Annotated in this window: 24 protein-coding genes; 23 read left to right on the plus strand and 1 reads right to left on the minus strand. The window is 40.7% G+C overall.

Translation table 11 applies throughout. The annotated features are described in order from the left end of the window. Nucleotides 1-19 precede the first annotated feature (19 nt). From gmd to MH144_RS20500, 22 genes are all read left to right on the plus strand, one after another. Nucleotides 20-1,000 carry a GDP-mannose 4,6-dehydratase gene (gmd, locus tag MH144_RS20395; protein ID WP_221807157.1) on the plus strand — a complete coding sequence of 327 codons (981 nt, stop codon included), beginning with the start codon at nt 20-22 and terminating at the stop codon, nt 998-1,000. 6 nt (nt 1,001-1,006) lie between these two features. Beyond that, a complete protein-coding gene (locus MH144_RS20400; protein WP_239303689.1) occupies nt 1,007-2,431 on the plus strand; it encodes an oligosaccharide flippase family protein in 1,425 nt (474 codons plus the stop codon). 43 nt (nt 2,432-2,474) lie between these two features. Beyond that, entirely contained in the window at nt 2,475-3,410 is a 936-nt protein-coding gene (locus tag MH144_RS20405) for a glycosyltransferase family 8 protein (RefSeq protein WP_239303690.1), read from the plus strand. Between the two features lie 50 nt (nt 3,411-3,460). Then, on the plus strand, nt 3,461-4,654 hold the full coding sequence (locus tag MH144_RS20410) for an O-antigen ligase family protein (protein ID WP_239303691.1): 1,194 nt from the start codon (nt 3,461-3,463) through the stop codon (nt 4,652-4,654). Between the two features lie 13 nt (nt 4,655-4,667). Next, nucleotides 4,668-5,789, plus strand: a complete 1,122-nt coding sequence (locus MH144_RS20415) for a glycosyltransferase family 4 protein (RefSeq protein WP_239303693.1) — start codon at nt 4,668-4,670, stop codon at nt 5,787-5,789. 10 nt (nt 5,790-5,799) lie between these two features. Next, on the plus strand, nt 5,800-6,408 hold the full coding sequence (locus MH144_RS20420; protein WP_239303695.1) for a putative colanic acid biosynthesis acetyltransferase: 609 nt from the start codon (nt 5,800-5,802) through the stop codon (nt 6,406-6,408). Nucleotide 6,409: 1 nt separating this feature from the next. After that, nucleotides 6,410-7,699 (plus strand): glycosyltransferase family 4 protein, encoded by a 1,290-nt coding sequence (locus MH144_RS20425; RefSeq protein WP_239303697.1) that lies wholly within the window; start codon nt 6,410-6,412, stop codon nt 7,697-7,699. A 35-nt stretch (nt 7,700-7,734) separates the two neighbouring features. Further along, on the plus strand, nt 7,735-9,111 hold the full coding sequence (locus MH144_RS20430; protein WP_239303699.1) for a sugar phosphate nucleotidyltransferase: 1,377 nt from the start codon (nt 7,735-7,737) through the stop codon (nt 9,109-9,111). 1 nt (nt 9,112) lies between these two features. Continuing rightward, on the plus strand, nt 9,113-10,234 hold the full coding sequence (locus tag MH144_RS20435; protein WP_239303701.1) for a hypothetical protein: 1,122 nt from the start codon (nt 9,113-9,115) through the stop codon (nt 10,232-10,234). Between the two features lie 47 nt (nt 10,235-10,281). Further along, entirely contained in the window at nt 10,282-11,619 is a 1,338-nt protein-coding gene (locus MH144_RS20440) for a UDP-glucose dehydrogenase family protein (protein ID WP_239303703.1), read from the plus strand. Nucleotides 11,620-11,732: 113 nt separating this feature from the next. Beyond that, nucleotides 11,733-12,659, plus strand: a complete 927-nt coding sequence (locus MH144_RS20445) for an LCP family glycopolymer transferase (protein WP_239303705.1) — start codon at nt 11,733-11,735, stop codon at nt 12,657-12,659. Nucleotides 12,660-12,675: 16 nt separating this feature from the next. Next, nucleotides 12,676-13,764, plus strand: a complete 1,089-nt coding sequence (locus MH144_RS20450; RefSeq protein ID WP_239303707.1) for an acyltransferase family protein — start codon at nt 12,676-12,678, stop codon at nt 13,762-13,764. Between the two features lie 43 nt (nt 13,765-13,807). After that, nucleotides 13,808-14,353, plus strand: a complete 546-nt coding sequence (locus MH144_RS20455; RefSeq protein WP_239303709.1) for a VanZ family protein — start codon at nt 13,808-13,810, stop codon at nt 14,351-14,353. Between the two features lie 104 nt (nt 14,354-14,457). Next, on the plus strand, nt 14,458-14,976 hold the full coding sequence (locus MH144_RS20460; protein ID WP_239303711.1) for a hypothetical protein: 519 nt from the start codon (nt 14,458-14,460) through the stop codon (nt 14,974-14,976). 269 nt (nt 14,977-15,245) lie between these two features. Beyond that, the gene (locus tag MH144_RS20465) at nt 15,246-15,497 is read left to right on the plus strand and encodes a hypothetical protein (protein WP_127538137.1); all 252 of its coding nucleotides are present in this window, start codon (nt 15,246-15,248) and stop codon (nt 15,495-15,497) included. 32 nt (nt 15,498-15,529) lie between these two features. Further along, nucleotides 15,530-16,438: an ABC transporter ATP-binding protein gene (locus MH144_RS20470; RefSeq protein WP_239303713.1), complete on the plus strand. Its 909-nt coding sequence runs from the start codon at nt 15,530-15,532 to the stop codon at nt 16,436-16,438. Beyond that, a complete protein-coding gene (locus MH144_RS20475) occupies nt 16,431-17,225 on the plus strand; it encodes an ABC transporter permease (RefSeq protein ID WP_095289004.1) in 795 nt (264 codons plus the stop codon). Before MH144_RS20470 ends, MH144_RS20475 begins: the two co-directional genes overlap by 8 nt. Nucleotides 17,226-17,401: 176 nt before the next feature. Next, a complete protein-coding gene (locus MH144_RS20480; RefSeq protein WP_239303715.1) occupies nt 17,402-18,475 on the plus strand; it encodes an AI-2E family transporter in 1,074 nt (357 codons plus the stop codon). Nucleotides 18,476-18,691: 216 nt separating this feature from the next. Further along, nucleotides 18,692-19,087, plus strand: coding sequence for a GntR family transcriptional regulator (locus MH144_RS20485; RefSeq protein WP_239303717.1), 396 nt, complete (start codon nt 18,692-18,694; stop codon nt 19,085-19,087). A 23-nt stretch (nt 19,088-19,110) separates the two neighbouring features. After that, nucleotides 19,111-20,211, plus strand: coding sequence for a DUF1648 domain-containing protein (locus tag MH144_RS20490; protein WP_239303719.1), 1,101 nt, complete (start codon nt 19,111-19,113; stop codon nt 20,209-20,211). A 51-nt stretch (nt 20,212-20,262) separates the two neighbouring features. Continuing rightward, nucleotides 20,263-20,775, plus strand: coding sequence for a copper amine oxidase N-terminal domain-containing protein (locus tag MH144_RS20495; protein WP_239303721.1), 513 nt, complete (start codon nt 20,263-20,265; stop codon nt 20,773-20,775). Between the two features lie 67 nt (nt 20,776-20,842). After that, nucleotides 20,843-21,853, plus strand: coding sequence for an alpha/beta hydrolase family protein (locus MH144_RS20500; protein WP_239303723.1), 1,011 nt, complete (start codon nt 20,843-20,845; stop codon nt 21,851-21,853). A gap of 107 nt (nt 21,854-21,960) precedes the next feature. On the opposite strand, the gene MH144_RS20505 is transcribed toward MH144_RS20500, so the two are convergent. Beyond that, nucleotides 21,961-23,307, minus strand: a complete 1,347-nt coding sequence (locus MH144_RS20505) for a hemolysin family protein (protein WP_239303725.1) — start codon at nt 23,305-23,307, stop codon at nt 21,961-21,963. Between the two features lie 366 nt (nt 23,308-23,673). Here MH144_RS20505 and cls point away from each other — a divergent pair, with 366 nt between their 5' ends. Beyond that, complete coding sequence (cls, locus tag MH144_RS20510; RefSeq protein WP_239303727.1) at nt 23,674-25,113, plus strand: cardiolipin synthase; 1,440 nt, start codon at nt 23,674-23,676, stop codon at nt 25,111-25,113. Nucleotides 25,114-25,452 lie beyond the last annotated feature (339 nt).

Below are 25,452 nucleotides of genomic sequence, written 5' to 3' on the forward strand. Positions count from 1 at the left end.
ACGGGTGGAGGAGTTCTAGATGAAAAAAGCTTTAATTACCGGGGTTACAGGTCAGGATGGATCGTATCTTGCCGAGCTGTTACTAAGCAAAGGTTACAAAGTATATGGGATGCGCAGAAGAACAAGTACACCGAACTTTGAGAATGTAGAGCATATAAAGGATCAGATTGAGTGGGTGTCTGGCGATCTGACTGACCTGGCCTCTTTAATTGAAGCCGTTCGGTTGAGTGACCCTGATGAGGTCTATAACCTGGCTGCACAGTCCTTTGTTGCAGCATCTTGGCCACAGCCGTTGGCTACGGGACAGATTACTGCTCTATCGGTAACCAACATGCTTGAGGCAGTACGTTTAGTTAAACCATCCGCTAAGTTCTATCAGGCTTCAAGTAGTGAGATGTTTGGTCGTGTCGTTGAGACTCCGCAGAAGGAAACAACCCCATTTTACCCACGTAGTCCCTATGGCGTAGCCAAAGTTTACGGGCATTGGATTACCGTTAACTATCGTGAAAGTTATGATATGTTCGCATGTTCTGGGATATTGTTTAATCATGAATCTCCTCGTCGGGGTATTGAGTTTGTTACTAGGAAAGTAACAGATGGAGTAGCGCGTATTAAGCTAGGATTAGCTACAGAATTAAGGTTGGGAAATCTGGACGCGAAGCGTGACTGGGGTTTTGCAGGAGACTACGTTAAGGCGATGTGGTTAATGTTACAGCAGGATCAGCCCGATGACTTCGTTATCTCGACTGGAGAGACACATACCGTTGAGGAACTGGTTAAGGTGGCTTTTGAATATGTAGGTTTAGATTGGAAGAACTATGTTGTTCTCGACGAGAAATTTGTTAGGCCAGCTGAGGTTGATCTCTTACTGGGTGATTGTTCAAAAGCAAAGCAAGTACTCGGCTGGGACCTGGAAGTAGATTTCGAGCAGCTTGTTCATATGATGGTAGATGCTGATATGAAACGATTGTCCCAATATAAAGAGATGGTTAGCATATAGGCGCTTATGGGCAAAGGTGTACTACACTTATTTGGAAGTAATGTCTCCATTAAAATAGTTGCTATTTTATTTTCTTTCTATATCGCTAAATATTATGGGGCACATTTTTTAGGTATCTACACATTGTTTTTCTCTATCTATGGTATTGGACAATTCACTTGCAAATTGGGACTATTCTACGCTATGGAGAAGAGAATTAGTGAAATTCGCAAGGATGAAGGTCAAATCATCACAGTCACGATATTAATAAATGCGGGTTTGTTAATCATTTCGTTATTGACAACATTTATATTTCGATCGTTTCTGAACAGTTATATTGGTGTAGAGAATGCCGCATATTACTTGATGTTTTGCATCGTCATTGCTAATTTTGGTAATTTACTTTCAATTTTGATTAAAGCCCAAAAAAATATTGTTGCATATTCAAGGATCATGTTTATTAAAGAAGTTGTGCCACGTGTATTCTCAATGATCGTTCTGATATGGATTGGAGATATTCGTGTATTATTTACGGCAATTATTGTGGGAGAAACGGTCGCATCCATTTATTCGTTAATAGCTCTTAAAAAGGTGAAGCTTGAACGACCTTCCAAGCACGCATTTGGTCAATTGTACTCTCTCACGAAATACAATGCTGTTATGGAGGTCCGCACTTTAACGTTTAGCTGGATCGATGTGTGGATGATTGGTTTCTTCCTTACCAAAGAGTTAGTGGGAATCTATCAATTAGCTTGGCAGATTGCCAGCGGGATATTAATTGTTAATAAAACATTGGCAACCGCGTATTTTCCTTATTTCAGTGAATGGGCAGCGAATAATAAACTCGGCCAATTGAAAAATTACTTAAACAAAAAAGTATATATGTATTTGTTATTTCCTATTCCCGTATTCTTTGGTAGTTTGATCTACTCTGAAGATATCATGAGATTATTTAACAGTACATTTGCCGAAGGCAAGTGGGTGCTTGCCATATTGGCAGTGTGTGCGATATTCCGCTCAATACAGGAACTTTATAGTAAAGTGCTGGTTGCCATGGATCATGCCAGATTGTCTTTTATTGCTTCTACTTACTCAGGCATTGCTAATATTGTTTTCAACCTCGCTCTGGTACCTTTGGTCGGAATTGAAGGTGCTGCAATATCAACATCCCTTTGTGCAATTATTGATTTTATGATATGTAGGCACTACCTGAAGAAGGTATTCAATTACACTATGCCTAAAATACAATACCTTCCCAACATTGCTGCTTCATTTATTATGCTCGTCATGCTTGTATTATTAAAATTTGGATTGGATATAAGTAATATCTTTGTTGGGCTATCACTGGGTGTAGCGTTCTGGTTTATGTCCTTACTTTTCAATAGGACTTATCGTAATGAACTGTTGAACGTGGCGACAGTAAGAAAACTAAGGCAAAAAATGAATGGCTAGAATAAATGGAACAAGCTGAAGTGGAGTGATGATATTGGATAACATGACCGCGGTCATTGTTACAGATGATAATTACGCTCAACATCTGGGGGTCACACTGACTTCAATGTTTGAGAATAAAAAATCAAATCAACTGTTAAAAACTTACCTGATCAGCAACGGACTAAAGCCGGAAAATCATAAGAAGCTGAAACGGATTTTTGAGAAATACCAATCAGAATGCATTTTTTTGGATATCGACGCCAAAAAATTTGCGCACTTGTCTGTCAAAAATCACATGAGTCATGCTGCATATTATAAAATTTCCATACCTGAACTTATTCCGGAGGATAAGGTTATTTTCCTGGATTGTGATCTTGTGATAAAAGAAGACATTTCTAATCTGTGGAACATCGATATATCTGATTTCTATCTTGCTGCCGTGGAAAACCCTGAATTTGACCGATACGATCAACTTGGTATCCCAAGAGGTTCCCGAACATTTAATTCGGGTGTAATGCTGCTAAATCTTAAAACTTGGAGAGAAAACAATATCTCGGAAAAAGTCATGGAGTTTCTTTTGAGTAACTCTCATAAAACAGCACTGCATGACCAAGATGGATTTAACTCTGTACTTTACGATAAATGGTTACCGATAGTTCCCAAGTGGAACCAACAAACCAAATTCTTTAGTATGAAGTTGGATGAATCATCTTTCATTCAAGAAGAATGGGAGGAGGCAATTAAGAATCCAGCAATTATCCATTACACAACTTCATCGAAGCCCTGGCAGTATACGAACATACATCCGTTTAAAGAAGAGTACTACAGTTATCTTAAGTTGACAGAATGGCATGATTTCGTCCCTCAAGGTAAGACCTTCAAAAATCAAGTCAAGAAGTGGATCATTATGGCTCTTCCTACGCCTTGGTTAGTACGTATTCGCAAGAATTTACAAATAAGAAAAAACAAAATGATATACGATGATGTTGCCAAATGATAAGCCATCCTTGGTTCAATGAAAGACACTGAACAAAAGGGGAATTTTGCATGCCCACCTACTTAAGAAACATCAATTTACAGCTCTTTGTTGCCACTATGGCTCCGCTAGGTTTTTTCTACAAAAAAGGCGAAGGTGGCGGAATATTAGATATCACACTTTTAATATATGTGATTCTGTACGTAATGGTTGCTTATAATATGTTGATAAAAAAAGAGAAGCTAAATCTTATGAAATATGATGTAATCGTTTATCTGGTTCTTGTAGTTATGAGTTTTAGCCTTCTATACACTCCTGAACCGATGGCGGGATTAGTAAAGTTTATGAAGTTCACTGTCATGGGAATTGGCATGATATATATACTTCGGTCTTTTATAAAAAATAAAGATGATATTACGAAATTCTACAGATATTTTGTTTTCAACAGTTTTGTGGTTCAAATGCTTATACTTATTGATTTTGCAGCTAATAAATTTCCTGTAGGTAGGTACAAATACCACGGGGTACATCCTATTGCAACAGCCATGTTAGGTGCTACGACGCTGTTGATTGTGATCTTGCTGTTCTCAGCCAAAAAAATGAAGTTCTCAGCAACATTGATCTTAATACTAACAAGCGCAACAATTTTAATTATTGGTGCGTCCAAAGGCCCTATTCTGTCCATTGCAGTCACTTTGTTTCTCATGGTAAGGGGACTTAAGAAGGTCAATCTTAAGCTAGTTCTTATACTTGGCGGAATCCTTATTGCGCTGCTCAATCTGAGTGTGGTACAAAAATATACGGAATTTTTAACGGATCGCATCACGAATACTGCTGAATCAGAGTCTTCGGCTGTGCGGTTGAATCTGTATGATCAGGCTGAAAGAATTTTTTATGAAAAACCTCTAACGGGTGCAGGGATGGGTACACTTAGGGAGTATCCTCATAATCTGTTTTTGGAAGTTGTTGCCGAAAACGGGATACTGTTAGGGTTCATGTTAATTATTGTTTTATTAATGGTGTGCAAATCCTATGTTGGCTTCTTGCTTAACAAGTCTGTGGACATTAATTACTCACTCTCGCTATCCCTTGTGATAATGTCATTTATAAGTTTGATGGTTAGTTGGACTTATGTGGATCAGAAATATCTGTATATGGGTCTCGGAACACTTATTATGGTGCACGGTTCTCTTTATGCTCAGCCCAAGAATGATATACAAATGCTGATCAGCTCAGAGAAAGCGTTGAGAACAACTACTCTTTAAGAGGAGAGAATACATGCTTAGGACGTTATTGATTACTAATCAGATAGCACCTTATCGAATTCCTGTTTATAACAAAGTTAATCAGAGTGCTTCCGTTGATTTAACTGTATGGTTTCTGCAGGAAAAGGAGTCAAACCGAGAATGGAATATAGATTACTCCGAAATGGAATTCGCCTATGAACAATTGCGCGGGTTCCATATTTTTTTGCAAAAACTTGATATGGGAGTGCATCTGAATCCAGGGTTATTTTGGAGATTGATTCGGTTTAATCCTGACGTAGTTATGACAACGGGGTATGAAGCACCTGGATATTGGACTGGTATGGTATATGCAAAGCTTTTTCGAAAAAAATTCGTTGTTTGGTACGGCAGCACGCTTCACAGCAGCAGAGTCCAAAATAAAATATTTAACGCGATTAGGCGATTCTTTTTTGGCAAAGCTGATGCATTTGTATCGTACGGAACTGAATCCGCAAAGTGCATGGAACATTATGGGGTGGATCCCGAAAAAATTATAATTGGTTATAACACAGTTGATGTAAAGTATTACCGACAATATTACAAAAACAGCAAAAATGAACTGATTGGGAATGCCGGCAAAATGCAATTCCTATATATCGGGCAGTTAATCGAACGCAAAGGATTGCTTCAAGTATTAGAGGCCTTACGTGAAGTGGATTCCGAGAACTGGGTGTTTAAAATTGTAGGAAGCGGAACGGACGAATCCATTCTGAGGAAGAAAGTGGAAGAGTATGGGTTATCCGAACGTGTTTTATTTGAAGGTTATAAGCAAAAGGATCAACTTGGCTCCTATTTGGCACAGGCAGATTGTCTGATTTTCCCTTCACTAATTGAGGTATGGGGGCTTGTTGTTAATGAAGCGTTAGCAACAAATACTTTTGTGTTAGCATCCAAGTATGCTGGTGCCACAAAGGACATTATCGTTGATAAAAAAAATGGTTTGGTGATAGATCCGTTGGATCAGCGAAACATGACTGAGGCATTTCAGTGGGTGATGAATCATAAGGACTACATCCAGTCTCAACGGTCCCAGGATCTTAGTTTATGGCGCAAATTACATCCAAACTCTTATGCACGCTCGGTTGAAACAGCAATCAAAAAAGCTGCATTGTGAGGAAATTGACATGGAAAATAAAATTAGACTGGATTTATATGATCAGACGGGATATTCGCGCGGAAGAAATGGAGTCATTGTATTGTTATGGTGGCTAGTACAGGGTTCTATATTTCGCTTTTCTCTTCATCAGATGTATGGATGGCGCAAATGGTTATTAACTCTGTTCGGAGCTGAACTTGGGAAGGGAGTCAAGATCAGATCGTCTGCCAAGTTTACTTACCCGTGGAAAGTGAAGATTGGAGATCACAGTTGGATTGGAGATAATGTGGAGTTCTATAGTTTGGATAGTGTCACAGTAGGAAATCACTGTGTGGTTTCACAGAATACGTATCTTTGTACTGGAAGTCACCAGTTGAATGATCCCACGTTTGGTTTAATTACGAAACCAATTGTAATCAAAGACGGCGCTTGGATTGCAAGTGATGTTTTTGTTTACCCTGGTGTAACGATAAATGAAATGGCCATTGCAGGTGCAAGAAGCACTGTAATAAAGGATATTCCCGCCAATGAAATACATGCAGGCTATCCTGCAGTGTTTATAAAGCAACGTTTCTCTCAGCATTTGGGGGTAACTACGATACCGTTTGATCGGTTGGAAAGTGAGATGATCAGATAAGATGAAGCCAAAAATAGTATTTGTCATCAATTACTTTTACCCAGATGTAGTTTCAACAGGACAGATTATGACGGAGTTATGTTTATACCTTCAAAATGATTTTGATATCACAGTAATTGCTGCACAAGGGAATACTGGGGGGGCTCTGGAGAAGCAAGGTCGTTTCGTCTTAGATCATTTAGAGCAAATCAAAATTATAAAAATCAATCTTCCCGAAGTAAATAAAGAGGATAAAATAAGCAGGATTAAGTATATTTCGACTTATTTCATCTGGGCTACTATCGCATTGCTCAAACAAAAAAACGTGGATCTCATATATACGATCTCTCAGCCACCTGTATTAGGTGGTGTCATTGGGACAATAGGGAAAATATTAAAAAAGACCAAGCACATCTACAATATACAAGACTTCAATCCTGAACAAGCAGAAGCAGTCGGATATAGTAAAAAGAGATGGATAGCGAATACAGCTAGATGGATTGATACGCTCAGTTGTAAGTTAGCAGATCATGTAGTGACAGTCGGTGAAGATATGAGAGAAACGTTGGAACGTAGATTTCATTACAGAAAAGTAACTGATAATTCAGTGATTCATAACTGGACAGACGAACAAGAGATCATACCACTTTCCAAAGACCACCCAAAGGTTGAGGCATTTTTGAAAGAACATGATCTGGAAGGTAAATTCATAATTATGTATTCAGGAAATCTTGGACTGTATTACGACTTGGAAAATTTGATTAAAATGACAGGAAGATTTGCCGGCTATCGTGATCTTGCCTTTGTATTTATAGGCGAGGGTGCTGTAAAGCGACAAATGCAAGATTATGTTGAACAGCATGGCATTACTCAAGTATATTTTCTTCCTTTTCAGCCCAAGGAAAACCTGAGGTATTCCCTAAACGCGGCAGATGTTCATCTGGTGGTCAACCAAAAAGGGATTAAGGGTGTTTCTGTCCCCAGCAAAATTTATGGTGTAATGGCTGCCGGGAAACCTGTTTTGGGAGTACTTGAGCAAGGAAGTGAGGCTTACCGAATTATAGGGGAGAGTAAGTGTGGGCGATTAACGGAACCACAGAGCTATGACATGTTTGTAAAGCATGTGAAAGATCTGTACATGTTAAATCGTGAAGTTCTTAAAAGTATGGGTATGGAAGGAAGGGTTTACCTAGAGAAACATCTTAAAAGAGATGTATCTATGGAGAAATACAGGGTATTACTTAGCAGACTTGCATCGAAAGCAACAGACCACAGGATGGTTGAGAAGAGAGAATATGCTGCATCTGAATAGACTGCAAAGTTATAAAACCTAAGGGGGAATGGCAAATGAAGGTTGTGCTGTTGTCAGGTGGATCTGGTAAACGGCTTTGGCCATTATCCAATGATGCGCGCTCAAAACAGTTTTTGCGAGTACTTCAAAATGATAACATGCAAATGGTGTCAATGGTCCAACGTGTGTGGCATCAACTTGAATTAAATGGTTTGGGTGCTGACAGCTATATTGCAACAGGCAAATCCCAAATCGAAATGATGCAGACCCAGGTAGGTACAGATATACCTTTGATAGTGGAACCAGAGCGAAGGGATACATTTCCGGCTATTGCTCTTGCAGCAACCTACCTATATTCCGTACAGAGTGTAGGGCTCAATGAAGTAGTAGCTATTCTTCCTGTTGATCCTTATGTCGAGGACCATTTCTTTGAAGTAGTAAAGCAGTTGGAGGAGGCAATTAATTCTTCAGGTGCTTATATTGGGCTTATTGGTGTGAAGCCTACATATCCATCCTCGAAATATGGCTATATCATTCCTGAAACAGCCAATCAACCTCTAAGCGGATTGAATATGATGCAGGTTCTAAGCTTCCAGGAAAAACCTACAGAGGATGAGGCAGATCTATTAATCAACAATGGGGCACTTTGGAACTGTGGTGTATTCGCTTTTAAACTAGACTATATTATCAATCATTTGCAAAAAAACGGCCTGCCAATTCAATATGATGAACTTCTCAAACAATATGGTAACTTGCCTAAAATCAGTTTTGATTACGAGATACTGGAGAAGGAACGTGAAATAATTGTGGTCCCATATGAGGGGTATTGGAAGGATCTAGGCACCTGGAACACACTCACAGAGGAGATGGGATCTGGACAGATCGGAAAGGGCATTATTAGTGAAGACTGCACAAATACTCATTTGATTAACGAATTGGATATTCCTGTTGTAGTTTTAGGAGTCTCGGATCTTGTAGTAGCAACGAGCCCAGACGGGATTTTAGTAACCGATAAAAGTGCAAGCCCCAGAATAAAAGATACGATTACTTTTAATAATGTTCCCAAATATGAAGAACGTCATTGGGGCTGGTGCAAGACGCTGGACATACAGCAATATGAAGATGGTAATCAGGTGGTGACCAAACGACTGCATGTGCTTGCGGGAAAAAACTTAAGTTATTGTCTTAATCGTAGTAGTCAGGAAGTATGGACAATTGTTAAAGGGTCAGCTGAATTTATACACAATGGTAACCGAATGAGCATTAAGGCAGGTAATGTTATGCATATACCAGTCATGACCATGCATGGACTCAAAGCGATAACTGATGTTGAATTTATTGCTGTTCAATCCGGGCCTGTAATTATGGAGAACGATTCAGTTGAACTTTATACCGATTGGGAAGAAATTGAACAACATTGTGTGAAGATCTAGGATGAGATCCAAGCCAAAGTTGATTTTTTACATTTCTGATTATGGTTATGGTCATGCAACAAGAAGTATAGCTCTGATCAGGGAATTGATGCTGCCTAAGTATGGTATAGGTCACTTAACAATCTGTTCAGGAAAAGCTTTGACTTTTATTCAAGATTCGTTACCTTGTGATCATCGGATAGATTACAGAGAACTTTCTCTTGATTTGGGATATGTTCACGAAGCAGGAAGTATGGATTTGTCTTTAGATTTATTTCAAGAAAGATATGAATATCTTCAGTGTTCCTTTTCCGATATGGTTTCTGGGGAAAGGGATTTTTTAGTTTCCAAACAATTTGATATGGTATTATCCGATATCTCACCCGCTCCACTATTGGCTGCATCGCAACTGAAAATAGTTTCAGTCGGTATATCCAATTTTACTTGGTACACAGCATATGAAGAAGCGCTTAACTCTGAACTCATACATTTTTTGGAGAGCTGCTATCGTTGCATGGATTACTTTGTAAGGTTACCTGGTGGGAATTCTGAGCCTGCTTGGGGAAGATGTGGGGAAATCTCAGTAGATTTTTACTGCCGTAGTGTAGATCCTATCGAAGAAAAGCGTATTCGAGCACAACTCGACCCTTTCCATAATAAAACGATAGTATTTTTTGGGCTGGGTATGGGTATCGAACTTACAGACCTCCCCAATATGAAATTACTGAAAAATGAGAACTTTATTTTTATTGTTTCCTCCAACATGGGTATTTCTGGACCTAATATCTTCAATATTGATAGGGACTATACAGAGACACAAAACTTTGTTGCTGCCTCAGACATTGTACTATCAAAACCTGGATGGAGCACCGTTAGTGAAGCGATTGTTTCACACAAACCTTTGATATTACTCGAGAGAGAGAAAATGCCAGAGGATCGCAAAACCATTGATGCTGCCAGGCTGGTTACGAACACGGTCACAATCTCTTGGAATGAGCTAAGAGATATGGAGGACCCTAAATTTTATTATAGAATGCTCAAATCTCGTCAGCGTAACTTCCTTCCTCTTGATATGAAGAAGTCTGGAGTGGAAGTTATCTCTGAATTCGTTACAAATCTTTTATCTTTTCATATAACAACGTGATTCACATATTTTATATAAATAATAAAAGGTGATGGAGGATGAGAAATATGAAATTAACAGTGATTGGTACAGGTTACGTAGGACTTGTATCGGGTGTTTGTTTCTCGGAACTTGGGAATGAAGTGGTTTGTGTTGATAAACTGGAAAGCAAAATTGAAATGTTGAACAAAGGTGAAGTCCCCATCTATGAGCCAGGGCTAGAAGAACTTATTGCAAAAAATAAACTTGCAGGACGTTTGCACTTCACAACAGATTTAACGAGTGCGGTGCAGCGAGCAGATATTATTATCATTGCAGTTGGTACTCCTCCACTTCCTGCTGGTGAGGCAAATCTGGCATACATCCACCAAGCTGCTGAAGACATTGCACTTGCAATGAATGGTTACAAAATCATTGTTACCAAAAGTACAGTACCTGTAGGAACTAACGAGCAGGTGGGTGAGATTGTCAACAGATACAGCAAATTCCCTTTTGCTATAGCCTCAGTGCCCGAATTTTTAAGAGAAGGCTCGGCCGTTCAAGATACTCTTAACCCGGACCGAATTGTTATTGGTTCTGCTAGTAGAGATGCTTATGAGAAGTTGTCCGCACTGCATAGTGACTTAACATCGAATATTATTCTAACGGATGTTCGTTCTGCAGAGATGATTAAATATGCATCAAACGCCTTCTTATCCACGAAGATTTCTTTTATTAATGAAATCGCTAATATTTGTGAAAAGGTTGGAGCTGACGTTACCCGGGTTGCTGAAGGTATGGGATATGACAAACGCATAGGTGCTTCTTTCTTACAAGCTGGAATAGGTTATGGCGGATCTTGTTTTCCAAAAGACACACAGGCACTGATTCATATTGCCAACAGTGTTGAGTATGATTTTAAATTGTTACAATCGGTTGTCGAAGTTAATACGAAACAGCGCTTGAACATTATTGATAAGTTGCACGAAGCCCTAGGATCTTTACAAGGGAGTCGAATTGGAATCTGGGGTCTTGCTTTTAAACCCAATACTGATGACGTAAGAGATTCTCCGGCCATTGAGATTATAAATAAGCTACTTGAGTTAGGTGCAACTGTTCAGGTATATGATCCGATTGCAATGGATAACTTTAGACGGGAAATTACTGATGCATCAATGATTCAATGGGCTGAAAATGCAATGCAGGCAGCTGTGGGATGCGATGCTTTATGCCTTTTAACAGAGTGGTCAGAATTCTCGTCAATTCATCTTAACGATCTGGCGAGGGTCATGAATCAATCTATATTGATTGATGGACGTAATTCGTACAGTTCAGAGCAAATCATGAATTCTACATTTGAGTATTACTCTGTTGGACGCCCAAATCTGACTAAAATTGTATCTGATACAGTTCCATTGGCTAACTAAATCATTTATTGTTTGAAAATCTATGAATCTGCTCGGAAATCACGTAATTACAAGGTGTATTCGTGATTTCCGAGCAGAAATTTTTTACTCATAAATATCTAAGGGGATATGTAATGAAGCTATGGCTCAAATTAACTTTAAGTGCATTATCTCTAGTAATAGTAGGTATTGTTGGTTACAGTGCTTTTGTATATTACACTGTAAAATCAACAGCAGACAACATTTACGAACCACTTGATCCAAAAATTAAACCAGTAAACATTGTAACGGATACAAGGGGGGGACAAGAAGTTGATATCCAGGCTAAAGATCCTTTTACAGTTATGGTGATGGGAGTGGATGAGCGGAGCACAGACACAGGCCGTACCGATACAATCATTGTCCTAAGCATTAACCCTGCTAAAAAATCAGTACTTATGTTTAATATTCCTCGAGATACAAGGACTGAAATCGTAGGTCATGGAACAGTGGATAAAATTAATCATGCTTATGCCTTCGGTGGGGTTAATATGGCCATAAACACTGTGGAAAAATTCCTGGATTCACCAATTGATTATTATATCAAGGTAAACATGGAGGGCTTTAAGCAGCTTGTTGATATTATGGGCGGTGTGGAAGTTAATAATCGATTCGCATTTGACTATCAAGACCATCACTATGATGAAGGATTAATCAAGTTGAATGGTAGGGAAGCACTTGGATACACAAGAATGCGTTACGACGACCCACGTGGAGATCTGGGGAGGAATAGCAGACAAAGACAGGTGCTAGAAAGTCTCATCAAGACCACTCTTCAAGTATCAAATGTTATACACATACAAACGATTATTAGTGAGATTGGTAATAATGTAAAAACCGATTTCACGTTTGATGAGATGAAAAGCCTTATTCTTGATTACCGATCTGATCTGGAACATATTGAAACAGTGGAGCTTGAAGGAAAGGGTACTAAAATCGACGGAGTTTACTATTACTTGATTGATCAGGAGGAACGAGATAGAGCTCATGATTTAATACAACAACACGTAGCTAAAAAATAAAGTATGGAGATGGCATATGGATAAAAAGCTGGTTAACGAGATATTTTGGCTCCGAAGTATATCATGCTTGGCTATTGTGTTAATTCATGCAATTGAAACTTCAATTGACTATTATTCAACACAATCAGGATCAGCATTAGTCTCACTTCAGACTCTTCACCTGTTTTTGCTGTTTGCCACACCAACATATGTATTTATTTCTGAATTTTTATTAGCGAAAGCCTATAAGGATGGTGTGCCCTCGGGTTTCTTTATGAAAAGAGTAAAAAACCTTCTAATTCCTTATTGTTTCATGGGGGTGGCTTACGCGGTAATTGAAGCAAAAGATACCTTTACTTGGAGCTCTTTAATAGTTGCAACTGTAAAAAATATTGTTATGGGCGATTTTGTAGCTTGGTTCATCCTTCTCATATTTCAATTCTATATACTTCATATGATTCTAAGTAAATTTTTGAATCGTATTCGTCCTTTCAATGCACTCGTTATCTCCTTTGTTATAAATATTGCGTACTTAGGATTCTTTAATCTTACTCAGCCACTAGCAGTGATCCCTTTTCATGATTACATTTGGGCACGTGGTTATTGGATTCCATGTCTAGGCTGGATATTTTATTTTACAGTTGGTTATTATGTTGGGCGTAATTACAATGATATTGTTCAATGGATACATCGTCGTCAACTCTGGATATTCGGCTCAACTTTATTAGCGTTGGGGCTTGTTTTTTTACTTGATGATCTTATTTTTAGCAAAACAACGTCTAAGCGACCAGATATGCTCATATACACTTGCTGTGTCATTGGACTGATTTTTTATGTTTCCAACAAAGTAAATAAGGTCCCACCTTGGGTCTATTATATAAGCAGCTACTCTTTCAGTATCTATTTGCTGCATAAACTTATTATGACTTTTATTCCCCCAATACCCAAAATGGGCATGTTCTCTTATGTAGCTATTTTATTCATAGGTAGTTTAATCGGATCTGTTATCGTAGCATATCTGTTTAATCGAATCCCCTTTGGTAAATATGTAGTTGGGGGTATTCAAGAGATCAAAAATAAAGAGTCCATGCCTTCAATTCAAACCAAAACTGCCATAGAAACATAGTAATTAAGTACGCAAAAATACTGATATAAGAGGAGGCTAAAAAATGCGGCGGAATTCTGTAAATGTTCAGAAAAAAAGTAAATTGCGGATACGCCGATCACTTTTGTTGCTAGGTGCTATAGCATTCATTACCTTATGGATTTTGCTAATATGGTCAATGTCAGCTCAGTCATACCAACAACAAACTATCCAACCATTACTTCATAAGTTGTCTGATCAGGTAAGGATAGGGTTTACTCTACCTAATGTAACCATTAATTATGGTGAGAAGCAATATTCACTACAACAGAAACCATTTGACTTTCTAGAGTTTATCTTCAGGAAAGGCGGTCATTTGTTTATCTATGCAGTATTAGCCGCGTTGGTTTATGGAACATTGCGATATAGGAAACAAAGCACTATAACAGCTGTTTTGATCGCATTATGTGTTGTGATTCTAATTGCTTGTATTGACGAGTATATCCAACAGTTCAGCCCTAATCGTACTGCCTCTATACGAGATGTAGGAGTCGATTTTGTTGGAGGAAGTTTAGGGATTATATTCTATACATTAGGTAGAAAAATGTTTAAACGGAGTTCAAAGAACTAGATTTGATCTTGAATAGAGGGATTTCCCAGGAAATGCTCTTGTCCCTCCAGCTTCTACTTTCCTGCTATTCATCATAAGAATGGAGTAGGACAGGAGGGACGAACATGCTGCGAAGACGCAATCGTAATGCCTTGTTCAAAAAGATCGGATTCATCGCACTTGTGCTGTTGCTGCTATGGCTAATAGGCAGAACCATCCCATATCTTTTTCGTGCCGATGCGCCGGACGATGCCGCTTCGGTGGTTGAAGAGTTTTACAAGTTCGAACAAGCGGGCGATTTCGGCAGCTCATGGGAACTGTTTCACCCATTAATGAAAGAGCGTTTCTCCAAAAGCGCTTATTTACAGTCCAGGGCTCATATCTTCATGCAGCATTTTGGAGTGGAAACCTTTGAGTTTGAGATGGAAAAGGCGGAGCGGGAATTTGATGTTACGGTGATGGATGGCGTAAAACCGTTTCCCGAGGCGTACAAGATCGGAATAACGATGAAGTACAGAAGTACTTTTGGGCAATTGGACATTGTACAGACCTGTTATGTCGTGCAGAATGGACAGGAGTGGACACTGCTCTGGTATTACCCTGGCAAGGGCGAGGAACAGCATTCAAGTGAGAGCAACGAGTGATCCCCATAATGTGTGGAGGTAGTTTAATATACACCCATACTTTGCATCATATTGTATCGTTGTTCCTAATTTGAGCTCTATAAATGCGAGACTTTTGTCGCATTTATAGAGCTTTTTTTGTGTTCCACCCTATTTTAAACCCGGAAAGGGCTTGACAACAGTCCCGGGGTCAAGTAAATTACGAGATAGATACAAAATGTATCAAAATTCAGCTTCTAACGACAAATAACAGGGACAACATAGCTCCTTGTTGAGGGGAAGGAATTTCTGTGATCGAAACGAGCCGCTTTTACTGTGTCAGTTGTGGGATGATTGTGTCGGTTGGTAGAGGCTCTGTCGAATTAAAGGAAGAGGGCTATGGAGGCAATCACGTATTTCGCACCGGATTTTACCGGAGTGAGATGCCGCTTGGATGCTGTGGAGCGTGTCAGATCCATATGAAGCGTAAGGAGAACACCCAGTTTACGGGACATTATACCAAAGATTATGATACACTATGTTCATATGAGAGGCGGGCATGATTCATAAGCCTGTCGATGAGGGAGGGAATTGCATGCAGCAGGAGCCGGTCGTCCGACTTCAGGGCGTCAGTAAAATCATATCTTCCCGATCGTTGGTCAGCGACCTGACTCTGGATATTTCTCCGGGGCAGGTTTTTGGTTTTTTAGGGCCTAATGGTGCCGGGAAAACAACAACGATCCGAATGATGGTCGGACTAATGTCCATTAGTAAGGGAGATATTTTCATCTCGGGACATAGTATCAAAAATGAATTTGAGCAGGCAGTGGCCCAGGTAGGTGCCATTGTAGAGAATCCGGAGATGTACAAATTTCTCACCGGATATCAGAATCTCGTCCATTTTGCCCGCATGTCACCAGGGATTACCCAAGAACGCATCGCGGAAACCATTGAGCGTGTGGGGCTTACCGCCCGTATTCATGACAAGGTGAAAACCTATTCTCTGGGCATGCGTCAGCGTCTTGGTGTCGCCCAGGCCATATTACATAAGCCGAAGCTGCTTGTACTGGATGAGCCAACTAACGGTCTTGATCCGCAAGGGATTCGGGAGCTTCGGGATTATCTTCGTCAGCTCACCCGTGAAGAAGGCATTACGGTCTTTGTGTCCAGCCACTTGTTGTCAGAGATGGAGCTCATGTGTGATACGGTTGCCATTATCCAAAATGGTAAGCTGATCGATGTGAGAAACCTCAAAGCTGAAGCTGGAGCAGATGCACTCGCGGAAGTTGCCTTTGAGGTGAATGATACACAGCGCGCCTCGGAACTGATTCAAGATGCTGTGGTCCAAGGTAACATGCTTGTGGTACGTCTATCGCGTGAGCAGATCCCGGACTTGAACGCCAGATTGGTAAGTGAAGGCATACAGGTCTACGGTATCCGCAACGTGACGCATACACTCGAAGATCAATTTTTACAAGTGACTGGGGGCGGAGGTATTGCCTAACTTTGGGAATCTGTTGTTGAATGAAAATATGAAAATCTTCCGGCGTCCCCGTACCTGGATTATGCTTTCGTTTTTGGCTTTAATCTCGCTGCTGCTTCCGGTGCTGCTGAGAGAAGGCATGGGAGGCGGGGATGTTTACTTCTGGGAAGCGGCAATAACGACGGTTCAAATTGTATTCTTCCTGAATACCATCTTCTGTGTGGTCATTGCGGCTGAAGCGGTAGCCGGTGAATTCACATGGGGCACAATTAAACTGCTGCTTATTCGTCCGTGGTCACGCAGCAAAATTTTGGCTTCCAAATACATTACGGTCCTGGGCTTCAGTCTGCTCAGTACCGTGCTCATTCTCTTGCTCGCAACGGGAATGTCCTATGTTCTGTTCTCCCATGATGGAAGTGCAGCTGGAGGTGTAACCTCGGCATCATATGCCTTTACGTTATGGGCATACCTGTACGTTGATCTGTTTATTACGCTGGCTATTGCCTTTATGGTCTCCTCCGTGTTTCGTTCGGGGGCACTGGCGATTGGTTTGTCACTGTTTATCATGTTTACCCAGAGTATCTTTGCCTTGATCTTTAATCCGGCTCGCTATGACTGGGCCAAATATGTACTATTTAATAACATGGATCTCAGCCGATATATGAATTCGGGAATGGACCTCGGATTGTTCGGCGGAGGGAACGCAGGAATGACCCTTGGCTTCTCGGTTGCTGTACTGGCCGTGTACTATGTGATTTTTATGGTTGTATCGTGGGTTGTATTCAGCAAAAGAGATGTGGCAGGCTAACCGCCTGCTTCTTTTTTTGCTTATTTTTCATAAGCAAGTGAAAGGCCCTTCACACGTTAACTGACATGCAATGTGGCAATACTTGCATTTAAGGGTACATATAATCAGGTGACTGTAGAAGGTGCACCAGATTATAGCCCAGTGCTGGCAGAGTAGTGTATGGAGGGATCAATTTCTTGATAAACAACAAGTTCTACCGAATTTGCACAGCCATTATTTTGCTGCTGCTCATTGTGTATTTGGGAGATAAGGTGAATTTTATTTTCCGCCCGTTAACTTCACTAATACATATTATTATTATTCCGCTGTTAATCGCGGGCTTTTTCTATTATTTGCTTAGGCCGCTCGTTGATTTCATGGAACGACACCGGTTGAAAAGGGCCCTATCGGTTCTAATTATTTATGTTGTGATTGCCCTGCTGATTGCCGGATTTAGCGTGCTCATATGGCCGTCACTTCGCGAGCAACTGTGGAACTTTATTGAAAATACACCAGCTTTGATAGCATCACTTAGTGATCAGCTGAACGAACTGGAGAGAAGCGGATTCCTGTCCAAATACTTGCCGGAGGACTCGGATATTGTTTCAAGATTTTCCGAATTTCTGACACAGGGAATTACACAGGTAAGTGATTATTTGTCAGGCCTGTTCTCGGTTGTATCCAATCTGGTCATTATTTTGGCCACCTTTCCAATTATGCTGTATTACATGCTTAAGGAGGGGAGCAAGTTTGGCACTAATCTCACCTTGCTTTTGCCGAGACGTTATCGGAAGGATGGAGAAGAGACCGTTCACGAAATGGATGAAGCGCTGAGCAATTTTATTGTTGGGCGGGTTATTGTCAATGTTGCACTCGGGATCCTGATGTACATTGGTTTTCTTATCCTTGGTTTGCCATATGCGCTGTTGCTGACGGCTGCATCCATCATTTTGAACTTTATTCCTTATGTGGGTGCAATATTGGCAGCGATACCTGTCGTTATTGTGGCCTTTATTGAATCTCCGTCGATGGCCATCTGGTCGCTGGTTATTATCGTTGTCGCCCAGCAGATCCAGGATAACCTGATATCTCCCTATGTATATGGCAAGCAGTTGGATATCCATCCGCTGACAACGGTTATTCTGTTGCTCGTGGGTGCTGATTTGTGGAACATATTGGGTATGATTATCGTTATTCCGCTATATATGATTCTGAAAATTATAGTTCGCAGAATCCATTATCGGATTGTCGAAGATAAGACTGAACTTTGAATAGAATGTAAAATACAACACGGTCATGTGCCACCACTAATGTTTGCTCTCGAATCACATAAGATAAGCTCATGAAGATAAGCCGCATATCAATAGTGAAGGGTCAGGTAAGCCAGCCCTCTCGATTGAATATGCGGCTTTATTTCTATGCGTATTGCTCACTTATGTTATATCTGTTATACTTGATATATAACAGATAAAAAAGAAGGTGAACTCTTGATTATTCAACTTGATATGCAATCTGATCTGCCTATTTATTCCCAACTGGTTCATCAAATTATCGAAGGCATTGCTAGTGGTGAGCTACAGCTAGGTGAGGCGCTACCTTCGGTTCGGAATATGGCAGCAGATATTGGTGTTAACCTTCATACGGTCAATAAGGCTTATACACTACTCAAGCAAGATGGATACATATTAATTCATAGACAAAAGGGAGTTGTCGTAAACCCTGATGGAATGCCTGGTCTTACGGATGATTTTTTGGAAAAGCAGCAAAGAGAATTAAGACCGATTATTGCCGAAGCAATATGTCGAGGAATGACCAAAGAGGAATTGTCTGCGGTATTAGATCAAATCTATGATGATGTAAAGATAGGGCACAACAAGGAATAAACGAATAAGGGAGTGTGTTATGTATGCAACTATTTAGTATATTATCTGTCATCTTAATTTTTGCTCCATTAGCCGTACTTCTATCCGTTACACCTTATCTAACAAGGGAAACCATTAGCTTCGGGGTTACGGTAAGTGAATATAATTACTACACACCCATCTTACGTAAGCTAAGGAGAACATTTGCTACCGTAAGTCTGATTGGAAACGCGATGTTTATACTTGTCTGTCTATATTTACTCCGATCTGCTAATGAAGAATCTTCAGCAATAATCACCGGTGTTTGCACTATGATATTTATTGTCTACTGGGTAGCACTACATCTATTTTTTCATTTCAAGATGAAAAAGATAAAGGAAACACTTCCAACTGCAGAAGCACCTCAACGGATTAAAATTGATACCACCTTCCGCCAAAATAAGCTCACGTATTCCAACTATTGGTTTCTAATTCACATCACTATTATTGTGGCCATTGGGATCATTTCGACCCTGAATTATGATGCACTACCTAACGTCATTCCAATGAAATATGATTTTCAGGGCAATATCACTTCCAGTGTGCCTAAAACCTACCTTTCAGTACTCGCTATTAATCTTGTACAGCTAGGAGTAATTGCACTTATGATGCTGGTTAACTGGAGTATTAAAACAAGCAAACAACAGCTTACCATGACTAATCCTGCCCAATTTGCTGCTGAAAATATTCAATTCCGCCGTAAATGGTCCCTATTTACGTTGATAACAGGCTTACTTCTTACCATTTTATTTGCCTTCATTCAGATCAATATGTTTGTCCCCAATCTGGTCTTGCTGACTGCTATCAGCTTTATCGTCCCTGTGGTGATCGTGTTAGGCGCAATATGGCTGGCTCTCACAGGCAGACAAGGCGGTGGGGAAATTCGTAATCGTCAAGAGGATCACGAACGCTCTAAGGAGCAACCCCTGAATGATGATGATTATTGGAAGCTGGGTTTTATTTACTACAATTCCAATGATCCATCTTTTACCGTAGAAAAACGTTATGGAATAGGCTGGACCATTAACTTCGCTCATCCACTATCTTGGGTCCTGTTGTTACTTATCATTGCTATTGTTGTTATAAGCAGAGTTCTGAGCCAATAAATGCTCATAGATCTATGCATATCATAAAAATGATTAGGAGGAGTTATTACGATGAACAATTGGAAAAAGCTATTATGTTCTCTTACTTTCGTATGCCTTATCCTGCCAGTGACATCCATCTCAGCAGCTGCTGAAGAACCCGCTGGTAGTGAAAATCTAGTTCCTATTCGTGAGATTGCAGAAAAGAATGGGGCAGAAGTATCTTGGCAACAAAAAACAGGACAAATCACAATACGAAAAAATGAGCTTACTATTGTAGTTAAGATAGGAGAGAAACAGGCCATTGTGAATGGGCAAGTCTTACCCTTAGACCATCCTGTTCAGTTAACGAAAGGAGTTACCTTTATGGAAGGGGGATTTCTTACCGAGGCACTGAAGGCAGCACCTGAGGACATATTCATTTCACTTATAAGTGAAGGCGATGGCAAGGAGGCTGCGAAGTATGTTCATTCCTCTGTGAGTGGAGTGTTGTCACCCACACTATTGAGTCAGCTATGGGGAGCTTTAGAAGGACAAAATGGAAAAATCACAAGTAAAGCCATAGCTAAACACGTGAAAAAATAACTCAGTACATCGCAATGTCACCTATACTTTTAAAACAGAGCTTACCAGTTTAAATATTACGGTCAGAATGAATCATAACGGACTTGTGGATGACTTGTATATTGCCGCCGCTACTCCAGATGTTTATCAGAAACCAAGCTACGATGACCCATCTGCTTATACTGAACAAGATATTACGGTTGGGCAGGGTGAGTTAGCTTTACCAGGGACGCTAACTTTGCCCAAGGGAGAGGGACCTTTCCCAGTTGTCATTCTGGTACACGGATCCGGGCCTAGCAATCAGGATGCTGCCATAGGTGGTGCAAAGCCATTTCGCGATCTTGCAGTAGGTTTAGCTTCGCAAGGCGTTGCTGTATTAAGATACGATAAGGTCACATATGAGCATACCTATAAGGTTGCATCACAGCCTAAATTTACATTAAAACAAGAAAGCGTAGATCAGGTAACCGATGCAGTAGACTTACTTAAAAAGAATACACATATTGATTCTACAGCGATTTTTGTGGCTGGACATAGTCAAGGCGGGTTTGCATTACCGTTAATCATGGCTGAGGATAAACAACATGATATTGCAGGAAGTATTCTACTTGCTGCACCAAGCAGCAGCTTTGTAGATGTTCTTACCGAGCAGCAGGATGAGTTGGTTGACCGGATGAAGCAGCTTGGTTTAGACACGGAGATCATTGAAGGACAAGCTGGTTTTTATAAAAATGTTGCTGCAATCGTGAAAGATCCTAACTATTCTGTAGATTATCTTCCTGAGGCATTTCCACTTCAACCTGCGTATTGGTGGTTTGAGCAGAGAGATTATGTGCCTGCGGAACTGGCTAAAACACAAAATACCCCCATGCTTATTATACAAGGTGAAAATGATGTGCAAGTGTCTATGAATCAATTTCAAAACTGGAAAACGGCTCTTCAAGGCCATTCCAATGTAACGTACAATAGCTATCCAAAAGTAAATCATTTGTTATCCAGCTATGATGGACTTTCGATTGGTCAAGAGTACGCTGAGCCATCTAATGTCTCCAAAGCCATTATCGATGATATTGCAAAGTGGGTATCAAAAATTGAGTGATGATAACATGGGGAAGTGAGGCATTAAGCGGGAAATAATAAGAAGAGCACTTACCAATGTAGGTAAGTGCTCTTCTTATTTATATGGAATTGCTTTTTTTAGCCCAATTAGGCTTCTTTCTCGTCTTCATCGGTATACTCAGACATGACAAGCGGTTCTTTAGGTACAACAGCCACCTTGTAGAAACGGTTTTTGTCTTTTTCCAAAAGTACAAACGTCAGGTTTTCAAATTCATACTCATCCTGCTCGTTCATTTCCGGGCGATGGCTGTAGAGCCATCCACCAATGGTGTCCCATTCATCGGCATCGAGATTAGACATAAACATATCGTTGACCTTCGACAGGGATACCTTGCCATCCATAATGACGTAGTTCTCATTGATGATCTGGATATCTTCCACTTCGTCTGCATCGAATTCGTCGCGAATCTCCCCGACGATCTGTTCAAGCACATCTTCAATCGTGACAATTCCTGATGTGCCGCCGTATTCATCGACCAGTACAGCGATGTGCACGCCGTCCTTCTGCATTTTCTTGAGCAGATCCTTCACCGGAGTCGTTTCGTGTACAGCAGATACGGGCTGGATCAGCGAAGACAGATCAACAGGTTCATCGTTTCCGTAGAGCTCCAGGAAGAACTGTTTGGTATTGATGATACCAATGATATCGTCTTTATTCTCATTCACAACCGGGAATCGGGTATATTGCTCCTCCCGGATAATTTCCAGGTTTTCTTCATTCGTTTTATTGACATAAAGGCAGACCATATCGGTCCGGGGTACCATAATTTCCTTGGCAAGCATCTCATCAAAAGCAAAGATCCGGCTTACATAACCGAACTCAGCCTGATTAATTTTGCCGCTTTCGAAGCTTTCATTAATGATAATTTGCAATTCTTCTTCCGAGTGCGCCTCTTCATGCTCGGACGCAGGCTTGATTCCAAACAATTTGACCAGTTGATTCGCCGAGCCGTTCAACAGCCAGATAAAAGGATACATAATTCGGTTAAACCAGATGATAGGTGTAGACGTCAATAGAGCAACCGTTTCAGCTTTGCGGATTGCAATCGTTTTGGGAGCCAGTTCACCAACCACAACATGCAAATATGTAATGGCGACAAAAGCAATAACAAACGATAAGAATGATGATAGCGCTTCAGGCATGTGCATGCTTTCAAACACAGGGTGGAGAATCTTCTCAACCGTTGGTTCACCAAGCCATCCAAGTCCCAGGGATGTAATGGTAATTCCGAGCTGACATGCGGACAGATATCCATCCAGGTTGGCGACAGCCTGTTTGACAGCCAGAGCACGCTTGTTTCCTTCTGCAATCATTTGGTCAATCCGGCTTGGACGAATTCGTACCAAGGCAAATTCTACCGCAACAAAAAATGCTGAAAATCCTATCAAAATCGCAACCAATACTAAATTTAACGCATACCTCTCACTGTCCATTCACTACTCTTCTCCTTTAGGTAATAAGTTTTTAACGAATATTATATCGAATTTAAGGCCAGAAGACCACCTCCAGCGGCGCGAAAGAGGAAGACTATGGAAGACAAAATGCTCAAAATGGCGCTGTGGTGCGGTTTTTTGGACTTGATAAAGAATATGTAGATGCAAACACAGTCAGAATAGACATCCATTTTAGAGGAAGCAGCACACAGAAAATGCTGAGGTTAGTTTGTGTATGTAAAGTTTTATCTATGCGAACGTTACGAATGGACCCAACATTGGGTATCTATGATTAGCTATATCCTTTATCGTCAAAACTGATGAAGAGAGAGAGAAAGGCAAGATTGACATCAAGGGGGAAGCCGGATGTTTTGGCTGGTCATTATTTTAATTGTTTTCATTTTTCAAGCAGCCACCATTATCGTATTGGAGTTCAGAAATCCGTCCAAAGCGGTGGCTTGGCTGTTTATTTTGTTTTGTGTGCCGCTCGTTGGATTTGTAGTGTATTACTTTGTGGCACAGGATTATAACAAACGCAAGAAAGTTCGTAAGGCGGGTTCGCGAATCTTTCGGGAAATCAGGGAGACGATCTGGAAGCAAGCTCATATCGTGGAGGACGCATCACAAATGCCGGATAATCGCTTTAAGCACCAGCAGCGGTTGTTCAATCTGCTGTCTCATCTGTCCGAAAGCCCCATCACGGGTTGTAACCACAGTAAAGTGCTCACGAACGGAGAAGAGGCCTTTGCAGCGATGCTGCATGAAATGGAAAAGGCGAAGCATCATTTGCATGTGGAATTTTATATTTTTCGTGATGATGTCATCGGTACCCAATTCCAGGATGTCATGATTCGAAAGGCGAAAGAGGGAGTTAAGGTTAGATTTATTTGTGATGGTCTCGGTAGTCACAAAATGAGCTGGAGTTTTATCCGGAAATTGAAGGACGCGGGTGTGGAATTCCACTTTTTCCTTCCGCCGCTGATTGCCACCATAGATCGCAGGGTCAATTACCGCAATCACCGCAAAATCGTCGTTGTGGACGGTCAGGTTGGATTCGTGGGCGGAATTAATGTGGGCGACGATTATCTTGGGCAGTATCCGAATATCGGATTTTGGCGGGATACCCATGTGCAGATTGAGGGAGATGCTGTTTATTTCCTCCAGAATACATTTCTTAATGATTGGAAACTGGCTTCTGGAGAACAGATTACCGAACCCCAATTAACCGAATTGTTCCCGCCCCATATATGCAGCGGTGAGGAACGCATTCAAATTCTCGCCAGCGGCCCGGACCAGGAATGGGATGCCATTCAGGAGATGTGTTTTGGTGCCATCTCGGTAGCCTGTAACCGCATCTATATTACAAGTCCGTATTTCATCCCGGACCCTGCCCTGTATGAAGCGCTCAAGACGGCAGCCGTAAGTGGAGTGGATGTTAAAATTATCATTCCATACCAGTCGGATTCCCGGCTTGTTCACTTGGCCTCCCTCTCTTATGTTGAGGAACTGCTTCGTGCGGGCGTGGAGTTTTATCAATATCGAAAAGGATTTGTACATGCCAAGGTCATGATTGTGGATGAGCTTCTTGCAACCGTGGGGACTGCCAACATGGATATGCGCAGTTTTTTCTGCAACTTTGAATTGACCGCCGTCTTGTTTGAGTCTTCCTCAATGAAACGGCTTATTGGAGATTTTGAACGGGATCTGCAGGAATGCAGCAAAATTGATCTTGAAGTCTTTCAGGGACGATCACGAGGACAAAAAGGGGCTGAAATGCTTTCTCGCATGCTTTCTCCGCTGCTTTAGCCGTTTTAGGTTCGATTTCTGAAGATAAATTCACTTTTTTTGAATTTATCTTCTTTTTGCTAACTATTTTGCTCAAATTTGATCTTTTATGATATAATAAATATATAAATCATGTCTTGGCGAAGGAGGGGAGTCTGCGGGAAACAGGCTCCCTTTTGCTCTCTTTTCGAAGTGTAAACCGGAATTAAGACATATTTGAATCCATTTCATATTGCCTTTAGATGCTTATAAACAGGGTTCGTATAGATGAAGCGAGATCGTTTTCTTCTATATGTAGAAATCCCGCCGGTATTTAAATGATTTATGAAATTGATTCACATATTGATCAAACGGGGGGGA

Origin of the sequence: Paenibacillus sp. ACRRY (assembly GCF_022346995.1) — a bacterium.
Taxonomy (GTDB): domain Bacteria; phylum Bacillota; class Bacilli; order Paenibacillales; family Paenibacillaceae; genus Paenibacillus.

What these genes read in the sequence shown, in the direction of transcription:
- gmd (WP_221807157.1), top strand. Translation starts at nt 20, where the DNA reads ATGAAAAAAGCTTTAATTACCGGGGTTACAGGTCAGGATGGATCGTAT.
- MH144_RS20400 (WP_239303689.1), top strand. Translation starts at nt 1,007, where the DNA reads ATGGGCAAAGGTGTACTACACTTATTTGGAAGTAATGTCTCCATTAAA.
- MH144_RS20405 (WP_239303690.1), top strand. Translation starts at nt 2,475, where the DNA reads ATGACCGCGGTCATTGTTACAGATGATAATTACGCTCAACATCTGGGG.
- MH144_RS20410 (WP_239303691.1), top strand. Translation starts at nt 3,461, where the DNA reads ATGCCCACCTACTTAAGAAACATCAATTTACAGCTCTTTGTTGCCACT.
- MH144_RS20415 (WP_239303693.1), top strand. Translation starts at nt 4,668, where the DNA reads ATGCTTAGGACGTTATTGATTACTAATCAGATAGCACCTTATCGAATT.
- MH144_RS20420 (WP_239303695.1), top strand. Translation starts at nt 5,800, where the DNA reads ATGGAAAATAAAATTAGACTGGATTTATATGATCAGACGGGATATTCG.
- MH144_RS20425 (WP_239303697.1), top strand. Translation starts at nt 6,410, where the DNA reads ATGAAGCCAAAAATAGTATTTGTCATCAATTACTTTTACCCAGATGTA.
- MH144_RS20430 (WP_239303699.1), top strand. Translation starts at nt 7,735, where the DNA reads ATGAAGGTTGTGCTGTTGTCAGGTGGATCTGGTAAACGGCTTTGGCCA.
- MH144_RS20435 (WP_239303701.1), top strand. Translation starts at nt 9,113, where the DNA reads ATGAGATCCAAGCCAAAGTTGATTTTTTACATTTCTGATTATGGTTAT.
- MH144_RS20440 (WP_239303703.1), top strand. Translation starts at nt 10,282, where the DNA reads ATGAAATTAACAGTGATTGGTACAGGTTACGTAGGACTTGTATCGGGT.
- MH144_RS20445 (WP_239303705.1), top strand. Translation starts at nt 11,733, where the DNA reads ATGAAGCTATGGCTCAAATTAACTTTAAGTGCATTATCTCTAGTAATA.
- MH144_RS20450 (WP_239303707.1), top strand. Translation starts at nt 12,676, where the DNA reads ATGGATAAAAAGCTGGTTAACGAGATATTTTGGCTCCGAAGTATATCA.
- MH144_RS20455 (WP_239303709.1), top strand. Translation starts at nt 13,808, where the DNA reads ATGCGGCGGAATTCTGTAAATGTTCAGAAAAAAAGTAAATTGCGGATA.
- MH144_RS20460 (WP_239303711.1), top strand. Translation starts at nt 14,458, where the DNA reads ATGCTGCGAAGACGCAATCGTAATGCCTTGTTCAAAAAGATCGGATTC.
- MH144_RS20470 (WP_239303713.1), top strand. Translation starts at nt 15,530, where the DNA reads ATGCAGCAGGAGCCGGTCGTCCGACTTCAGGGCGTCAGTAAAATCATA.
- MH144_RS20490 (WP_239303719.1), top strand. Translation starts at nt 19,111, where the DNA reads ATGCAACTATTTAGTATATTATCTGTCATCTTAATTTTTGCTCCATTA.
- MH144_RS20495 (WP_239303721.1), top strand. Translation starts at nt 20,263, where the DNA reads ATGAACAATTGGAAAAAGCTATTATGTTCTCTTACTTTCGTATGCCTT.
- MH144_RS20500 (WP_239303723.1), top strand. Translation starts at nt 20,843, where the DNA reads ATGAATCATAACGGACTTGTGGATGACTTGTATATTGCCGCCGCTACT.
- MH144_RS20505 (WP_239303725.1), bottom strand. Translation starts at nt 23,307, where the DNA reads ATGGACAGTGAGAGGTATGCGTTAAATTTAGTATTGGTTGCGATTTTG.
- cls (WP_239303727.1), top strand. Translation starts at nt 23,674, where the DNA reads ATGTTTTGGCTGGTCATTATTTTAATTGTTTTCATTTTTCAAGCAGCC.